At 47.2% G+C, this 15,315-nt stretch carries 16 protein-coding genes, 2 rRNA genes and 1 riboswitch (1 of these 19 running past the window's edge); of the genes, 16 read left to right on the forward strand and 2 right to left on the reverse strand.

The window, feature by feature from the left end; translation table 11 throughout:
• From E6W40_RS20905 to E6W40_RS20915, 3 genes are all read left to right on the forward strand, one after another.
• Positions 1 to 680, forward strand: a 23S ribosomal RNA gene (locus E6W40_RS20905) (it extends 2,247 nt beyond the left edge of the window).
• A 316-nt stretch (positions 681 to 996) separates the two neighbouring features.
• A 5S ribosomal RNA gene (rrf, locus tag E6W40_RS20910) occupies positions 997 to 1,113 on the forward strand.
• Positions 1,114 to 1,540: 427 nt separating this feature from the next.
• Entirely contained in the window at positions 1,541 to 1,960 is a 420-nt protein-coding gene (locus E6W40_RS20915) for a hypothetical protein (RefSeq protein WP_136607539.1), read from the forward strand.
• A 64-nt stretch (positions 1,961 to 2,024) separates the two neighbouring features.
• On the opposite strand, the gene E6W40_RS20920 is transcribed toward E6W40_RS20915, so the two are convergent.
• On the reverse strand, positions 2,025 to 2,549 hold the full coding sequence (locus E6W40_RS20920) for a hypothetical protein (RefSeq protein ID WP_136607540.1): 525 nt from the start codon (positions 2,547 to 2,549) through the stop codon (positions 2,025 to 2,027).
• A gap of 213 nt (positions 2,550 to 2,762) precedes the next feature.
• Here E6W40_RS20920 and E6W40_RS20925 point away from each other — a divergent pair, with 213 nt between their 5' ends.
• From E6W40_RS20925 to rsmI, 10 genes are all read left to right on the forward strand, one after another.
• Positions 2,763 to 2,948 carry a sigma factor G inhibitor Gin gene (locus E6W40_RS20925; protein ID WP_136607541.1) on the forward strand — a complete coding sequence of 62 codons (186 nt, stop codon included), beginning with the start codon at positions 2,763 to 2,765 and terminating at the stop codon, positions 2,946 to 2,948.
• A gap of 237 nt (positions 2,949 to 3,185) precedes the next feature.
• Positions 3,186 to 4,799 carry an aminotransferase class I/II-fold pyridoxal phosphate-dependent enzyme gene (locus E6W40_RS20930; RefSeq protein WP_136607542.1) on the forward strand — a complete coding sequence of 538 codons (1,614 nt, stop codon included), beginning with the start codon at positions 3,186 to 3,188 and terminating at the stop codon, positions 4,797 to 4,799.
• Positions 4,799 to 5,443: a dTMP kinase gene (tmk, locus tag E6W40_RS20935; protein ID WP_136608182.1), complete on the forward strand. Its 645-nt coding sequence runs from the start codon at positions 4,799 to 4,801 to the stop codon at positions 5,441 to 5,443. Before E6W40_RS20930 ends, tmk begins: the two co-directional genes overlap by 1 nt.
• Before the next feature lie 74 nt (positions 5,444 to 5,517).
• A complete protein-coding gene (locus tag E6W40_RS20940) occupies positions 5,518 to 5,847 on the forward strand; it encodes a cyclic-di-AMP receptor (RefSeq protein ID WP_136607543.1) in 330 nt (109 codons plus the stop codon).
• 89 nt (positions 5,848 to 5,936) lie between these two features.
• The gene (locus E6W40_RS20945; protein ID WP_136607544.1) at positions 5,937 to 6,380 is read left to right on the forward strand and encodes a YaaR family protein; all 444 of its coding nucleotides are present in this window, start codon (positions 5,937 to 5,939) and stop codon (positions 6,378 to 6,380) included.
• A gap of 151 nt (positions 6,381 to 6,531) precedes the next feature.
• A complete protein-coding gene (holB, locus tag E6W40_RS20950; RefSeq protein WP_136607545.1) occupies positions 6,532 to 7,506 on the forward strand; it encodes a DNA polymerase III subunit delta' in 975 nt (324 codons plus the stop codon).
• 41 nt (positions 7,507 to 7,547) lie between these two features.
• Positions 7,548 to 8,348 carry a PSP1 domain-containing protein gene (locus E6W40_RS20955; protein ID WP_136607546.1) on the forward strand — a complete coding sequence of 267 codons (801 nt, stop codon included), beginning with the start codon at positions 7,548 to 7,550 and terminating at the stop codon, positions 8,346 to 8,348.
• A gap of 28 nt (positions 8,349 to 8,376) precedes the next feature.
• Positions 8,377 to 8,739, forward strand: a complete 363-nt coding sequence (gene yabA, locus E6W40_RS20960; protein ID WP_136607547.1) for a DNA replication initiation control protein YabA — start codon at positions 8,377 to 8,379, stop codon at positions 8,737 to 8,739.
• Positions 8,740 to 8,900: 161 nt separating this feature from the next.
• Positions 8,901 to 9,656, forward strand: a complete 756-nt coding sequence (locus E6W40_RS20965) for a tRNA1(Val) (adenine(37)-N6)-methyltransferase (protein WP_136607548.1) — start codon at positions 8,901 to 8,903, stop codon at positions 9,654 to 9,656.
• Complete coding sequence (gene rsmI, locus E6W40_RS20970; protein WP_136607549.1) at positions 9,653 to 10,537, forward strand: 16S rRNA (cytidine(1402)-2'-O)-methyltransferase; 885 nt, start codon at positions 9,653 to 9,655, stop codon at positions 10,535 to 10,537. Before E6W40_RS20965 ends, rsmI begins: the two co-directional genes overlap by 4 nt.
• A gap of 195 nt (positions 10,538 to 10,732) precedes the next feature.
• Here rsmI and E6W40_RS20975 read toward each other — a convergent pair whose 3' ends face one another.
• Positions 10,733 to 10,987 carry an AbrB/MazE/SpoVT family DNA-binding domain-containing protein gene (locus tag E6W40_RS20975; protein ID WP_006207408.1) on the reverse strand — a complete coding sequence of 85 codons (255 nt, stop codon included), beginning with the start codon at positions 10,985 to 10,987 and terminating at the stop codon, positions 10,733 to 10,735.
• Between the two features lie 314 nt (positions 10,988 to 11,301).
• On the opposite strand from E6W40_RS20975, the gene E6W40_RS20980 reads away from it, so the two are divergent.
• The 3 genes from E6W40_RS20980 to E6W40_RS20990 all read left to right on the forward strand — a co-directional run bounded on the left by E6W40_RS20980 (position 11,302) and on the right by E6W40_RS20990 (position 15,273).
• Positions 11,302 to 12,582, forward strand: a complete 1,281-nt coding sequence (locus E6W40_RS20980; RefSeq protein ID WP_136607550.1) for an HD domain-containing protein — start codon at positions 11,302 to 11,304, stop codon at positions 12,580 to 12,582.
• Positions 12,583 to 12,639: 57 nt separating this feature from the next.
• A complete protein-coding gene (locus E6W40_RS20985; RefSeq protein WP_136608183.1) occupies positions 12,640 to 13,410 on the forward strand; it encodes a TatD family hydrolase in 771 nt (256 codons plus the stop codon).
• A gap of 205 nt (positions 13,411 to 13,615) precedes the next feature.
• Positions 13,616 to 13,842, forward strand: a riboswitch (cyclic di-AMP (ydaO/yuaA leader).
• A 273-nt stretch (positions 13,843 to 14,115) separates the two neighbouring features.
• Positions 14,116 to 15,273: a resuscitation-promoting factor gene (locus E6W40_RS20990; RefSeq protein ID WP_136607551.1), complete on the forward strand. Its 1,158-nt coding sequence runs from the start codon at positions 14,116 to 14,118 to the stop codon at positions 15,271 to 15,273.
• The last annotated feature ends 42 nt before the right edge of the window (positions 15,274 to 15,315 follow it).

Genomic DNA, 15,315 nt, shown 5'->3' on the forward strand with positions numbered 1-15,315 from the left:
ATCCGGTGCGGGGACAGTGTCAGGTGGGCAGTTTGACTGGGGCGGTCGCCTCCTAAAGAGTAACGGAGGCGCCCCAAGGTTCCCTCAGAATGGTTGGAAATCATTCGAAGAGTGCAAAGGCAGAAGGGAGCTTGACTGCGAGACCTACAAGTCGAGCAGGGACGAAAGTCGGGCTTAGTGATCCGGTGGTACCGCATGGAAGGGCCATCGCTCAACGGATAAAAGCTACCCTGGGGATAACAGGCTTATCTCCCCCAAGAGTCCACATCGACGGGGAGGTTTGGCACCTCGATGTCGGCTCATCGCATCCTGGGGCTGAAGTAGGTCCCAAGGGTTGGGCTGTTCGCCCATTAAAGCGGTACGCGAGCTGGGTTCAGAACGTCGTGAGACAGTTCGGTCCCTATCTGTCGTGGGCGTAGGAAATTTGAGAGGAGCTGTCCTTAGTACGAGAGGACCGGGATGGACGTACCGCTGGTGCACCAGTTGTTCCGCCAGGAGCATGGCTGGGTAGCTACGTACGGACGGGATAAGCGCTGAAAGCATCTAAGCGTGAAGCCCCCCTCAAGATGAGATTTCCCAGTATGTAAGACCCCTTGAAGACGACGAGGTAGATAGGTTGGAGGTGGAAGTGCAGCAATGCATGGAGCTGACCAATACTAATCGGTCGAGGGCTTATCCTAAAAACTTTANAGACCCCTTGAAGACGACGAGGTAGATAGGTTGGAGGTGGAAGTGCAGCAATGCATGGAGCTGACCAATACTAATCGGTCGAGGGCTTATCCTAAAAAGTTTTCCGTAGGGAAACTTGCTTCGGAAGCGTTACGCTTTGCATCCGAGTAAGGGCTACGGAGACCGTTTCTAAACACACAAATTCGTTTCGTATCTAGTTTTCAGGTGATCAAACATCTGAACTGATTTTTAAGCTGCATGTCCTTTCTAAGGATGGATCTTTTGCTGGTGAGTCATCACCGAAGCGAAGACAGCGCAAAAATCCTGTTTGGTGGCGATGGCGGAGGGGTTCCACGCGTACCCATCCCGAACACGACCGTTAAGCCCTCCAGCGCCGATGGTACTTGGACCGAAGGGTCCTGGGAGAGTAGGATGCCGCCAAGCGAAGAACCACTGTTGATGAATAATCGATGGTGGTTTTTTTGTTTTAATTAACTGCTGTGAAATTCATTCACTCATCCGAGATGAACCGAATTTCTCGCTGATTGCATTTGTTACACAAAGCTCGAGAACTTTTTAATGCATTTAAAGGAATAAATATAAAAGAAGAGAAAAGATATCTATATGGTTGAAGACAAGGAATGATGGTGATAAAGTCAAAGCAATGATGGTAAGGACATATGCAGATTACAGTCTGTACTAGTTGAAAAGGTTAAGATTATTTTAAGGGTGAGAATGTATAATCGATAAACTAATGTAACATTTTTGTTACCGACGCGGCAAAAGTTGTAAGTATAATAGTGAGTGTACTTGTCAGGAGGTGCTTTTAGGATTTTTGATGTTTAACGATCTTAGAAGAAGGAGGACATACATGCGCAGACAATCATGGCTGCATGCTCTTCTTTTGTTTGGCATCGTCGTGATGTTAATTACAGGTTGCGGAAAGTCTGATTCCTCATGGACAACGTTTGAGGGTGCAGCCAATGAGAAAACATTCCCGGTGCCGAAAGAAGCAAATCGAACTGACCGTAATGTAGGCAATACAAAAATAGATTATGTCCGATATTCCATGAATGGACTTAAGGAAAAGGAAAGCATCCCTGATGTATATTTGGAGAAGATCAAAGAATGGGGATGGCGAGAGAACACGGATGAATCGGAGGATGCCTCAAGAGTTTTTGAGAAGCAGAACCGGATCGTTCATTTATCAATTCACGATAACTACTTTACGGTCACTGTTCTAGCCAAAGGTAAGGCAACCGTGAAAAGCACGGATTCCACTAAACCATAAAGACCCGCATCCGAGGATGCAGGTCTTTTTCTAATTTATAGGCATTGTAATGTTGTACTGCAACTTATTGCTGGTAGTAGCTGATATCCTGGTTATTAAATTTAATCATGCCATCTTTGCGAACACCCGTAAGCCGTGCGTATGCATAAAAGCGCGGGAGCAATAGCCACAAGTGCCAGAAAAGCAAAGAGATTACAAACGATAGAGGTGACATGAAAATTAAAGCGAGAAAGAGTACGAGGCCTATTGCAGTAATATAGGTATACACTTTGCGAAACATTCGAAAACTGATATGTTGATCTGTTATGTATCCAATCCAGGGGAGCTGCATGGAAAATTTCCAACGCCTGCGGTATGAAGAACCAGAGAGAAGCAAAACCGAACGCGAGATGACGTAATGTATCCATAAGACTAATGGTGCCGCCAAAGCGAAGTAAAACAGGCTTGTCCAGGATATGAGAAGCATTTCCGCTATAATAGCAATATAGGGAAGAAGGAGGTAGCAGCGAACCAGGATTCGCGTTACCGGGATCTTTTTAATCAATTGATAGTGATAAAAGGTAGCGTTGATATTATTCTCCTCAGCCATAGAAAAATAGCTTTCCTCCCTTGCCGTCTTTACTTCATATATCGGTTGTTCGAGCTGTTTTTTTTAAGTTTTCCGGTACAAACACGTGTAAAGTCGCAGTTGAATATGATTGATGTAGGTCATTAGGGATATGAAACAACTATGAAAAGGTTTAAAATAATAGAAAATGAGCCATACTTCATAGTAATCAAAGAAACAAAGGTGGGATGGTTGATGGAAGATCATACCGAACACGTCTGTATTATTTGCGGGCATGCGAAAGAGGAAGGGATCACGATTGTATCCCAGTTTATTTGTCAGGATTGTGAAAGTGAAATGGTCCATACAGATGCCGAAGACGCGAAATATCATTATTTTATTCATCAGATGAGACAAATCAGCATGCAAACACATGTGTAAGACAGGACATATTCAAAGAACTCGATAATCAAGACATACATTACTCCGCGCAAATTGCGGATAAGGGAGGGCCAGCAGGCTGCTGCCCTTTTTTTATGAGAATAGAAGATGGTAACTTGCAGTATTCTTCCGACTTATATCTTAAAATTCGTTCGTGAGCTTGGCACTTCGATAGCTTGATGGTTCAATATACGATAAAATAGGGTAGAGATTGAAACCGGAAGGAAACAGAATTACATGAAGCATGGGGAACTGCAAAAAGAACAAGCGCCTCTATATGAGGCTCTCTATCGATATAAGAATAGCAGACAAGCCTCCTTTCATGTTCCAGGGCATAAGCAGGGAAGAGCTTACGCCGCTTTCTCAGGAGGAGCAGGCTTCCTGGAGCAGATCATGGAGGCTGATGTCACGGAAATATCCGGCACGGATGATCTTCATCATCCGGAAGGGGTAATCCGCGACGCGCAGCTGCTGGCTGCTGAATGCTTTGGTGCAGAGGAGAGTTTCTTTCTCGTAGGCGGAAGTACATCCGGTAATCTGGCGATGATCCTAACGGTATGTGAGAAGCCGGGGGATATCCTGCTGGTACAACGGAATGTCCATAAATCCGTGTTGAATGGTCTTATGCTTGCAGGTGCAAGGGCAGTGTTCCTTCAGCCGCAGCAGGATAAGTCCAGCGGGCTTGTAACAGCGCCTGCACCTGAGACTATAACCGCTGCTTTAGACGCGTATCCGGAGGCTAAAGGCGTCCTGGTCACGATGCCGAACTATTATGGCATGGGGACGGATTTGACGCCGATCGCGGAGGCCTGCCACCGGCACCATGTGCCGCTCTTGGTAGATGAGGCGCATGGCGCCCACTTCGGACAGCATCCACAGCTGCCGCAGAGCGCACTGGCCAGCGGCGCGGACGTCGTCGTGCAATCGACGCATAAGATGCTGGCCGCTCTCACCATGGGAGCCATGCTGCATGTGCAGGGTCCGCGGGTTAATCGCGGACTGCTCCGCCAGCGGCTCGCCATGGTGCAGAGCTCGAGCCCATCCTATCCGGTGATGGGCTCGCTGGACCTGGCGCGGCGCCTCCTGCATGTGCAGGGCGCCAGAGCCTTCACGGCGGGGCTCGCCGCCGTGGAAGGTCTGAAGCGCGGCCTGGCTGAGCTGCCCCGCTATGGGCTGCTGCATCCGCAGGAGCAGCAGGGAGAGGCTGCCGATGCAGCCATGTCGGCGTATACCACACAGGACCCCTTCAAGGTGGTCATTTATGACCGAATGGGAATCCTTAGTGGCTACGAGCTACAGCACAGGCTGGAAGCCCGTGGCTGCATACCTGAAATGAGTGATGACCGATATGTGGTCCTACTCTATAGTCTGGGATCGACAAAGGAGGACACCCGTCACCTTTTGGATGCCCTATCGCATATATCTGTAGAGAAGGCGGATGCCCAGACATTACATTCTCTCCATGGGAATGCAGGCATCTTCCCTGGTCCAACCTCCACCGAGGGCAGTACTGAGAGTACTGAGAAGAGTCCATTTGTCGAATTTTCCACGTGGAACAATTCATCCCAAGGCCATTTTTCAGAGCCGATACCATTTAGCTTGGCAGCTTTGGAACCGGATGAAACGGAAGCCGTTCGATTGCAGGATTGTTCAGGAAGAACAGCGGCGGAGATGATTATTCCGTACCCGCCTGGTATTCCACTCCTGTATCCCGGGGAACGAATAACAGAAGCAGCTGCACTCAGACTGCAGGGGCTTGCGCAAGCTGGCGCCAAATGCCAAGGAGCACAGGACTCGAAGCTCAGAACAATACTCGTATTCAAGAATAGCAGAAAGCAGGGACATGTTTGATGAACAATGGCCAGGGAATATTCGTAACGCTTGAGGGAGGGGAGGGATCCGGAAAAACGACTGTGATCGCCAAACTGAAGGGCTATCTGGAAAGCCGCTCGATCCCCCATATTATTACTCGTGAGCCGGGAGGCATCGAGATCGCAGAGAAAATACGCGAGATTATATTGGATCCCAGCCACACCGCGATGGATGCACGCACAGAGGCTTTATTGTACGCCGCTTCGCGAAGTCAGCATTTAGCGGAAAAGGTGGAACCGGCACTTGCAGAGGGCAAACTGGTGCTATGCGATCGATTTGTGGACAGCAGTTTGGTTTATCAGGGGTATGCCCGTGGCATTGGAATGGATCAGGTATGGAACATCAATCAATTTGCCATTCACGATCGGATGCCTATGCTTACTTATTACCTGGATATTGAGCCCGAAGCCGGGCTGGCCCGGATTGCGGCAAGCCGGGAACGGGAGGTTAACCGTCTGGATCTGGAGGGACTGCCCTTCCATCATAAAGTTAGGGAAGGCTATTTGAACCTTGCTGAGCGATTTTCAGATCGGATTGTGGTGATTGACGCCTCCCAGCGGCTGGAAGATGTCGAGGGAGATATCATCCGGAGTCTGGAAGAGCGCATTTTAAAGGATTTTTGAGGATCTTTGTCAAATAAGTAATGTATGGCTTGTACTCGTATGCAGGCTTTAAATCAAAGAGGAGGGAATGCAGGATGAAACTGATCGTTGCGATTGTACAGGATAAAGACAGCAACCGTTTGTCGGGAGGGCTTGTTAAAGCGAATTTTCGGGCGACGAAGCTGGCAAGTACCGGCGGGTTTCTTCGGGCGGGTAACACCACATTTATGATCGGGGTGGACGACAGTCAGGTTGAGGCTGTCATGAACGTAATCCGCAGCAGTTGTAAAGTCAGGGAACAGCTTGTAACTCCGGTTACGCCAATGAGCGGTACGACAGATTCTTATTTGCCTCTTCCCGTTGAGGTTCAGGTGGGTGGAGCCACGGTATTCGTGCTTCCGGTAGACCGATTTGAACATTTCTAAATAACCAACATAACCATCTGAAAACGCGCCTTGGATCGATTGAAACTGTAAGTGGAGTGATCCCCGGTGTATAAAGGTAGGAGATTCTAGTGAAAATCAACCCGGGATATAGACCCATTAAGAGTGAACTTCAGGTAACGGACGGTTCAGCAAAGCCTGTACAGCAAAAGTCCTTCATGGATGTCATGCAGCAGCAGTCGGCAAATGCCTCCCAGGAAGAGCTTGGACGCCGGTTTAAGGAAATCCAGATGCAAGGAGACCGCTTGGCCAGAGCGATGACCATTCGGGAGCTGAAAGCTTACCGTTTGCTTGTAAAGCGTTTTTTGGAGGATACGGTGAGACGTGGCGTTACCATGAAGGAAGCCCGGGGCTGGGACCGGCGTGGACGGGGAAAACGCTACAAATTGCTCGATGAGATTGATTCGGCGCTGCTGGGAATGGCCGATGGGATGCTGGATAGCGAACAGGGCAAGATCGATCTGCTGCAGCGGATTGGTGAGATACGCGGTATGCTGATTAATCTTGCATTTTGAAGAAATAGGAATAAACATCAGGGCCATCTCATGATACACTAAGGTATAGCAGTAAATTACATCAATGGATGTTGATCTAAGGAAGGTTTTGCAAATTGAAGCTTTGAAACCGAAATCATACTTTGCAAAATCCTAAAGGAAGAGAGGAATTATGTCTTTTCAGAATATTATGGGGCAGGATATGGCAAAGAGGCTGCTGCAAAGCGCGCTTCACAGCGATTCCGTCAGCCATGCTTATATTTTCAGCGGACCCGCCGGCTGCGGGCAGATGAAGACGGCGATGACTTTTGCTCAGGCATTATTCTGTACTGAGCTTGAGGATGATGCTTGCGGCCATTGCCTTGAATGTCGCAAAGTGGAGCACGGCAACCATCCCGATCTTCATCTTCTTGCTCCTGACGGATCTTCCATTAAAATAGACCAGATCCGCGAACTACAGCGGGTCTTTTCATATCGTTCGGAGTCGAAAAATCCGAAGGTATATATCATTGACCATGCGGACACCATGACCGTACAGGCTGCGAACAGCCTGCTTAAATTTTTGGAGGAGCCTCCAGTTCCGGCTGTGGCTGTCCTGCTCACAGAAAATGGACAGGCTTTGCTGCCGACGATTCAGTCGCGGGCTCAGACCATCTCCTTTTTCCCGTTGAAACCGGCACTTATGCTGCAGCAGCTTGTGGATGAAGGTTATCCTCAACAGCTTGCACGCTGTGTGGTGCATTTGTCTTCAGGACTGGACGGCTGCCGCGAAATACTTACGCAGAATTGGTTTGCAGAAATTAGAAACGTAGTGTTACAATTAGGGAAGGAAACTCTAGGACGAGGCAGCTCTGCTCTAGTGACCGCGGGGCAGAAGGTGTTCAAAGCCGGACTTTCCGACCATTTGGATTTACTGCTAAGCTTGTTTCATTTGTGGTTCAAAGATATGCTTCACGTCCAATACGGAAGGCACGAAAGTATCGTTTTCATAGATCAGTTGGAGTTCTTATCCACACATGCATCATCCCGCAGCACAGCACAATGGGTCTCCTATATGGATTTGGCCGCAGAGTGCCAAAAGAAATTGCGCTACAATGTGAATGGCCAACTTTGTCTTGAACAATTTTTGATCGGTTTGGAAGGATAGCTTCAAGGCCATCTTTCTCTGGCATACAAGGGGGTTAGTTTTTGTACAGTGTAGTGGGTGTCCGCTTTAAAAAGGCGGGCAAAATTTATTACTTCGATCCGCTGGATTTTCCGATCGACAAGGATAATAGCGTTATCGTCGAAACGGCGCGCGGCATCGAGTATGGTAAAGTTGTTGTTGGAAAAAAAGAGGTGCAGGAAGCTGATGTAGTACTGCCGCTGAAAAAGGTGATACGTATCGCCGGAGACTCTGACGCGCGCGTTGTGGAAGAGAACAAGCAGGCTGCGAAAGAGGCTTTTACCACCTGTTTAAATAAAATCCGTGACCATGGGCTCAAAATGAAGCTGGTGGATGTGGAATTTACGTTTGACCGTAATAAAATTATTTTCTATTTTACGGCTGAGGGAAGAGTGGACTTCCGGGAGCTGGTCAAGGATTTGGCTGGTATATTCCGGACACGGATAGAACTCAGACAAATCGGGGTACGGGACGAAGCGAAGATGTTGGGTGGAATTGGCCCATGCGGTCGCATCCTTTGCTGCTCATCGTGGCTCGGCGATTTCGAACCGGTATCAATCAAAATGGCAAAGGATCAAAGCTTGTCGCTGAATCCTACCAAAATTTCCGGTTTATGCGGAAGACTCATGTGCTGCCTGAAATTTGAGCATGATAATTATGAAAGTGTGAAGGAAGAGCTGCCATCGGTAGGCAAAATCGTCATCACGTCCTTGGGCGAAGGCAAAGTAGTTGGCATCAATGCCGACACACGTTCTGTCCATGTCCAGCTGTTTGAAGTCGGCAAGGTCAAGGAACTGCAAATGGATGACGTTGTCATTAAGTAGACCATAGGGTTACTTTCGAGGTGGAAACTTGGAAAAGAAAAATATTTTTGCACACATTCAAGAAATGGAAACACAAATGGGACAGATCCACAGTGATCTGGGTGAAATGAAGCTGATGATGAAAGAGTTGTTGGAGGAGAATCATCGACTTACTTTAGAAAATGAACACCTCCGCAAAATACTCAAGGAAGCTTTACCTGCTGAAGAAGGCATTCCTTTACCTCAGCCTCTTGTTTCAATGAAACCTGAGCATCCGAATGACGTGGTAAGTGAAGGCTACGACAACTTGGCGAGGCTTTATCATGAGGGCTTTCACATCTGCAACGTCTATTATGGACATTTGCGCACGGAAGGCGATTGCCTTTTCTGCCTGTCTTTTTTGAATAAATGAGGCCGTAGGAGCAACTCCTACGGTTTTTTTTAGGATTTAAATATGGGACTCCCACAAAGTATTTGGAAAAGACATCGAGTAAGCACTCCACCTTGTGGGGGTTATTTTGCAATGTATAATGGTCAACACTAGACGAATAAAGGAAAAAGGAACCAATGAACATGGACAACAGTATTTTGGAGCCATCAGAGCGCATAGACGATCTGCTGACCCATCAATTGCATATCATACAGAGCGATGAAGTATTCAGTTTTTCCATGGATGCCGTTCTGCTGGCACGTTTTGCAGGGATACCGCCAAGAGGTAAAATTCTGGATTTATGTACAGGCAACGGCGTGATTCCTTTGCTTCTGACAACGCGCACCAACGCAGATATTGAAGGCATTGAAATACAGCCAAGATTGGCTGGGATGGCAAAACGCAGTGTGGGTTTGAACGGATTGGAGGATCGGATTACGATCCGTGAAGGTGACTTAAGGGATCTTTATAAGGAAACGGGACATGGAGTATATGACGCAATTACGGTAAATCCGCCATATATGCGGCTGAACGGAAGTGATATTAAGCTGAATCCGCATCAGGCGATTGCCCGGCATGAGATCAGCTGTACACTGGAGGAAGTTATTCAGGCTTGTTTCAGGCTGGTCAAACCAGGTGGAAAAGTAAGTATGGTACACAAGCCGCAGCGGCTTAGTGATATCATGGCATTAATGCGGCAGTACCGGCTTGAACCTAAACGCCTGCGTTTTGTCCACCCACGCGCCCATCTTGAGGCAAATATGGTACTGATTGAGGCGATGCGCGATGGTAAACCGGAGGTAAGACTCCTTCCGCCGCTGATCGTCTATGATGAGCAAAATCAATATTGTCCGGAAATTATGGATATTTACTACGGTTCCAAAGAGGGAGAAGTATGAGTCTGACACGTCAAAGCAGCTTTCAAGAGCAATCGAATAATGGTAAAGGTTCACTATACCTTGTGGCTACACCGATCGGCAATTTGGAGGATATGACTTTTCGGGCGATCCGGACGTTGAAGGAATGCGATATTATCGCAGCAGAGGATACGCGTCAGACGCGGAAACTGCTGACGCATTTCGAGATCAGTCCGCAGATGCTGTTTAGCTATCATGAACATAACAAGGCGGCAAGTGGACCGGAGCTGATACGTTATATAATAGAAGGAAAAAATTTGGCAATTGTAAGTGATGCCGGTTTGCCGGCGATTTCAGACCCTGGAGCAGATCTGGTAAAGCTGGCGATTGAGGAAGGGATAAGCGTTATTCCAATCCCGGGAGCCAATGCTGCGTTGTCATCTTTAATCGCATCAGGACTGCCAACCGACCGATTTACCTTTATTGGCTTTCTTCCCAGGGAGCGAAAGGATGTAGAGGGAGTTCTACAGTCATTTCGTGCTTCGCAAGGAACACTGCTGTTTTATGAATCCCCACATCGGGTAATCAAGACCCTAAATGCGATTTTGAACGTCTATGGCAATCGTCATGTAGTACTGGCCAGGGAGCTAACGAAGCGATATGAGGAATTTGTTCGCGGCAGCGTAGAGGAATGCTTGGAATTTCTTCAGGAGCATCCGCCGCTCGGTGAATATTGTTTGGTAGTGGAAGGGACAAGCTTGCAAGAGGAGCAAGAGCAGCTAGCAGCTTGGTGGCAGAACCTTACGGTGGAGGAGCATGTGGCTCATTATGAGGCAGAAGGGCATCCGCGCAAGGAGGCCATGAAGAAAACAGCGGGTGACCGTGGTGTTTCGAAGCGGGATATATATAACACATTAATATAGAAGAAAAAATATTATCATGATAATAGGCTTATCCGTGGGGGATTGCTGCTTTAACGCTCCCCCGTAGGGGTGAGTATCTGAAAAAAGGGCAAAAAAATGTCTCCCAAGGCCGGGTTCATAGCCTAGGAGACACCAAGGAGATATGAAAAAGGTTAGAATTAACAAATAGAATAATACTATTATATACTAAAAAACTTAATTTGTCACAGGTGTTGGGATTTCTGAGATACATTCGTGGCAAACAATTTTTCCTTTGAAGTAAGTCACGTTCTCAGCGTTTCCACAGAAGATGCAGGCTGGCTCATATTTCTTGAGCATGATGCGCTCTCCGTCCACATAAATTTCCAAAGCGTCTTTTTCCCCGATGCCCAATGTGCGGCGCAATTCAATTGGAATAACGACCCGGCCCAGTTCGTCTACTTTTCTTACAATACCAGTTGATTTCATCATAACTGATCATTGCTCCTCTCGCCATAGTTTTAAAGTGTCATAATTCGACAACGTTCTCTCTTTTATGATATTAATAATACCAACGATTCCCAAAACAGTCAACCTGCAAATTTGTCATCAGAATTAGTACAGATCGTGTAAAAGCTGGGATATCACACATATCAGGATTCTTTTCCCATTATATAACGATGGTAGTATAATGTCGATTTGGAAATCTATATTTCTACCATAATCGACACTTTTCGACACACATTGTCGAAAAAAGTTCAAAACTATTTTAATTTTTAATCAATAATAGGAGAGGAGCATGAGATATGCATACCTTAAATGAGGAGAAAGTTTTTAAAGACCCGGTACATAATTATATTCATGTGCAGCATTCCACCATCTGGAGACTAATTAATACGATGGAATTTCAGCGCTTACGGCGGATCAGACAGCTAGGCACCTCTTATTTAACGTTTCACGGCGCGGAGCATAGCCGCTTCTCCCACTCTCTTGGTGTATACGAAATTACCCGCCGGATTATTTCACAATTTGAACGGAGCGGATATACGGACTGGCCGAACAGCGAAAAGCTGCTCGCGTTGTGCGCAGCACTTCTACATGACCTAGGACATGGTCCATTTTCCCATTCAATAGAAGAAGCATTTCACATGGACCATGAAGAATGGACCCGGCGGATTATTTTAGGGGATACCGAAGTGAATGCGATTCTTACCGAGGTATCAACAGATTTTCCAGCTCAAGTCGCATCGGTTATTGCCAAGGATTATGCCAATCCCATCGTGGTGAATTTAGTATCCAGTCCGCTTGACGCTGACCGGATGGATTATTTGCTGAGAGATGCTTACTATACAGGGGTAAACTACGGGACTATCGATATCGACCGGATTCTCCGGATGCTGCGGCCTTATCAGGGAAGAATTGTGGTAAAGGAGTCAGGCATGCATGCAGTGGAAGATTACTTGATGTCCCGGTATCAGATGTACTGGCAGGTATATTTTCACCCGGTCACACGCAGCTCGGAAATTATTCTGCGGCAGATCTTCCGGCGTGCGAAGGAGCTGTACCAGGATCATTATTCATTTAACTTCATGATAGAACCCCTTCCGGGACTTTTTGGGGACAGGCTTTCCGTACAGGATTATCTAAAGCTTGATGAAGCGCTAATCCAAACCGCATTTTCACAATGGGCAACAGAGAAGGATTCTGTGTTGAGTGAGCTTTGCTGCCGTTTTATGCATCGCAGGTTGTATAAATATGTAGAAGTTGAATCTGTAGACCTAGAGATGATTGATGAGATCCGAAGAGAGTTTAAGCGGGTGGGTCTGAATCCTGAATATGATCTCGAAATTGATTTTCCGACAGATCTTCCGTACGATGTATTTCGTCCCGGTGATGAATCCAGCCAGAAGCAGATCCTCCTGCTCGACCGAGAGGAACGACTGCGAGAAATTTCGGAGGTGTCGGATATTGTCCGTTCCATCAGTGGCATTCATCGCGGCAAATACCATTTATATTATCCGGGATCGAAGCTGAGGGACGTCATTTCTTCCCTACCCGACTCGATATCCCATATTTTTAAGCGATAACGACAAATACCATGAGGATGCAAAGCCATGCTTTGCGACATGAAGGGAGTTACAACGATGAATTTATTCGACACACATACTCATCTCGATGCACTGCAGTTCGACGAAGATCGCGAAGAGACGATCCAGCGGGCGCTGGACGCCGGCGTCAGCCGAATGATTAACGTGGGCTTTAATCGGGAGACGATCCCGTCTACCATGAAACTTGCAGAGACGTATGATTTTATATATGCAGCCGTCGGCTGGCATCCCCAGGATGCGATTACCATGAAGGAAGGCGATCTGGAGTGGATTGCATCCTTATGCAGTCATGAGAAGGTCGTCGCCATTGGCGAGATCGGACTTGATTACTACTGGGACACTTCACCGAAGGAAATTCAGCATCATGTTCTTCGTCAGCAGATTGGTCTTGCCCGTGAGCTGAAGATGCCGATTGTCATCCATAACCGGGATGCGCATGAGGATATCGTGAGAATTTTGCGTGAAGAGAAGGCCAGTGAAGTCGGGGGCGTGATGCATTCGTACTCCGGCAGCTGGGAAACGGCCAAATTATGCCTCAATATGGGGTTTCATCTCTCCTTCGGGGGACCCATCACGTTTAAAAATGCAAGACAGCCCAAAGAGGTGCTTGCCCAGGTTCCGATGGACCGTTTGCTGATTGAAACGGACTCCCCTTTTCTCACACCTCATCCTTTCCGAGGAAAGCGAAATGAGTCCGCACATGTCCGGTTGGTTGCCGAGGCAGCAGCTCAGATTAAAGGGGTGGATCTGGAAGAAATATCCCAAATCACAACCAAAAATGCACTGGAACGATTTGGAATTGTATGAAAACGGGAGAAAAACAGTGGAAAAAACGAGCATGAGCGAAGGATTAAAGATTTTTAACCAATAAAACGATGAATATTACAATTTTTTAACCATATATTCAAATAAACGTGGTTGATTCCCGCTTTACAACATGCATCAAAACAGGATATCATCTTGTCAGTAAGCTTGAGCTGTTGTAAGAGGTTTCCTTTTCGGCAGTTTCCATGAACCAGTCTCGCTGAGTCTTTCGTCTTTCGAAAGAACGGGGGAACCGATACATAGAGTGATGATGATTTCGTAATCCGGAATAAAGCTCGATATGTATTTGATTTCTTTTCAGGGTCTTTGGGGTGAATTCAATGCAGGCCGCCATGAGCGGACTCGCGTAGATAGGGCGGTTCTCTTTCGTCCAAACCCGACAGCTAACCCCGTAAGCGTAAATAAAGAGAGGTATTCGTGCATTTACTTTTCCGTCATTCTGACATCTAGGGAAGCCACGAAAGAGTCCTCATAAGCTCTTTACCCGGCTTCTTTTGTTTTGAATAAAGGAGAGGGCGTCATCATACTGTTGTATAACAGGAGGTGACAAATCATGAAAAAAAGACAGGTTCATGGTGCAAGAGCGCATGATCCTTGTGTGTTCTTGTAAAAAATTGAGTATAGCCCGCGTCAAAGTCATTCATGCGTAACTCTAAAATGGCGAGGCTATGAAGGAGGATCGAGAAAGTGGGCATTTTCCAACAAGAGGAGACCCATGATTCCAAAATCTCCAGCATGTCTTACGCATTGCGATGGAAGCATGAGAATTTGCGCCAGATCTCTACTGCCGCTATCGTTTCAATCGCGATCGCCATCATGATTATGCTGCTCGTGAACACACAAACACGCAAGCAGGTGTACTTGGTGGTAGACGGTCAGATCAAATCGATACAGACCCATAAATCATTATTACAAGAAATGCTGGAAGAACAATCTGTCAGTCTTAGACCGGAGGATCAGATTTCCATGCCGCTGAGCGGGTCGCTTCAGGATGGAGATAAAGTGATAATCGATCGTGCCGTTTCGGTTCAACTGACGGCTGATGGGGCAACAAAGCATTTGAATACAACCGGTAATACCGTTGGCGAAGTCCTGAAGGAGATGGGTGTGTCGCTGAAGGAAACCGACAAAGTGACTCCGGCTCTGACGGAGCCTGTTACTGGTCAAACGGATATTCGGATCGTGCGCATTAACAAACAGGTCGTAGACCGTCATGAAAGTCTGCCTTTCCGTGTCATCAAAACCGCCGACCCCAGCCTGACAGCAGGTGAGGTACGTGTCGTCCAACAAGGTACGCCAGGTGTAATGGTGCAGCATATCGAGAAGGTATATCATGATGGCAAAATGGTTTCCATGCGTATGGTGGGCAAAGAAGTACAAACGAAAACACTGGATAAAGTCATTGCTGTAGGCACCAAGAAAAGGCCGGTTGAAGCTGTCGTAAAAACTGCAGCCGTTAAATCGACGAGCACAGCCCAAACCAAGAAGGCTGTCAGCAGCAATAACCGTGTAAGCAAAGCCGGTGTTGATTTCTCATATAAAAAATTGATTCATGTCTCCATGACGGCCTATTCTGCCGGCGAGCCAGGAATTGGTACCCGTACAGCTACGGGAACGCGTGTAACAGAAGGCCGCACCATTGCCGTGGACCCTAATGTGGTTCCGCTTGGCTGGTGGGTGTACATCGAAGGCGTAGGCTTCCGTCGTGCTGAAGACACGGGCGGAGCTATCAAAGGCAACAAAATCGATATTTATTATGACTCCGTGAAGCGTGCCAACAGCTTTGGCCGCAAGTCTGGTCTGAAGGTATATGTGATTGGTCCGGTGAAGCCGGATTTGAATTAATTTGGTTTTACAATGCCATTCTAATGTTATAGTATTATGATC

This window comes from Paenibacillus dokdonensis, from assembly GCF_004916975.1.
GTDB classification, from domain to species: Bacteria; Bacillota; Bacilli; order Paenibacillales; family Paenibacillaceae; genus Paenibacillus_AQ; species Paenibacillus_AQ dokdonensis.

Coding starts and splice junctions, on each gene's coding strand:
- E6W40_RS20915 (WP_136607539.1), top strand. CDS start 1,541: ATGCGCAGACAATCATGGCTGCATGCTCTTCTTTTGTTTGGCATCGTC.
- E6W40_RS20920 (WP_136607540.1), bottom strand. CDS start 2,549: ATGGCTGAGGAGAATAATATCAACGCTACCTTTTATCACTATCAATTG.
- E6W40_RS20925 (WP_136607541.1), top strand. CDS start 2,763: ATGGAAGATCATACCGAACACGTCTGTATTATTTGCGGGCATGCGAAA.
- E6W40_RS20930 (WP_136607542.1), top strand. CDS start 3,186: ATGAAGCATGGGGAACTGCAAAAAGAACAAGCGCCTCTATATGAGGCT.
- tmk (WP_136608182.1), top strand. CDS start 4,799: ATGAACAATGGCCAGGGAATATTCGTAACGCTTGAGGGAGGGGAGGGA.
- E6W40_RS20940 (WP_136607543.1), top strand. CDS start 5,518: ATGAAACTGATCGTTGCGATTGTACAGGATAAAGACAGCAACCGTTTG.
- holB (WP_136607545.1), top strand. CDS start 6,532: ATGTCTTTTCAGAATATTATGGGGCAGGATATGGCAAAGAGGCTGCTG.
- E6W40_RS20965 (WP_136607548.1), top strand. CDS start 8,901: ATGGACAACAGTATTTTGGAGCCATCAGAGCGCATAGACGATCTGCTG.
- rsmI (WP_136607549.1), top strand. CDS start 9,653: ATGAGTCTGACACGTCAAAGCAGCTTTCAAGAGCAATCGAATAATGGT.
- E6W40_RS20975 (WP_006207408.1), bottom strand. CDS start 10,987: ATGATGAAATCAACTGGTATTGTAAGAAAAGTAGACGAACTGGGCCGG.
- E6W40_RS20980 (WP_136607550.1), top strand. CDS start 11,302: ATGCATACCTTAAATGAGGAGAAAGTTTTTAAAGACCCGGTACATAAT.
- E6W40_RS20985 (WP_136608183.1), top strand. CDS start 12,640: ATGAATTTATTCGACACACATACTCATCTCGATGCACTGCAGTTCGAC.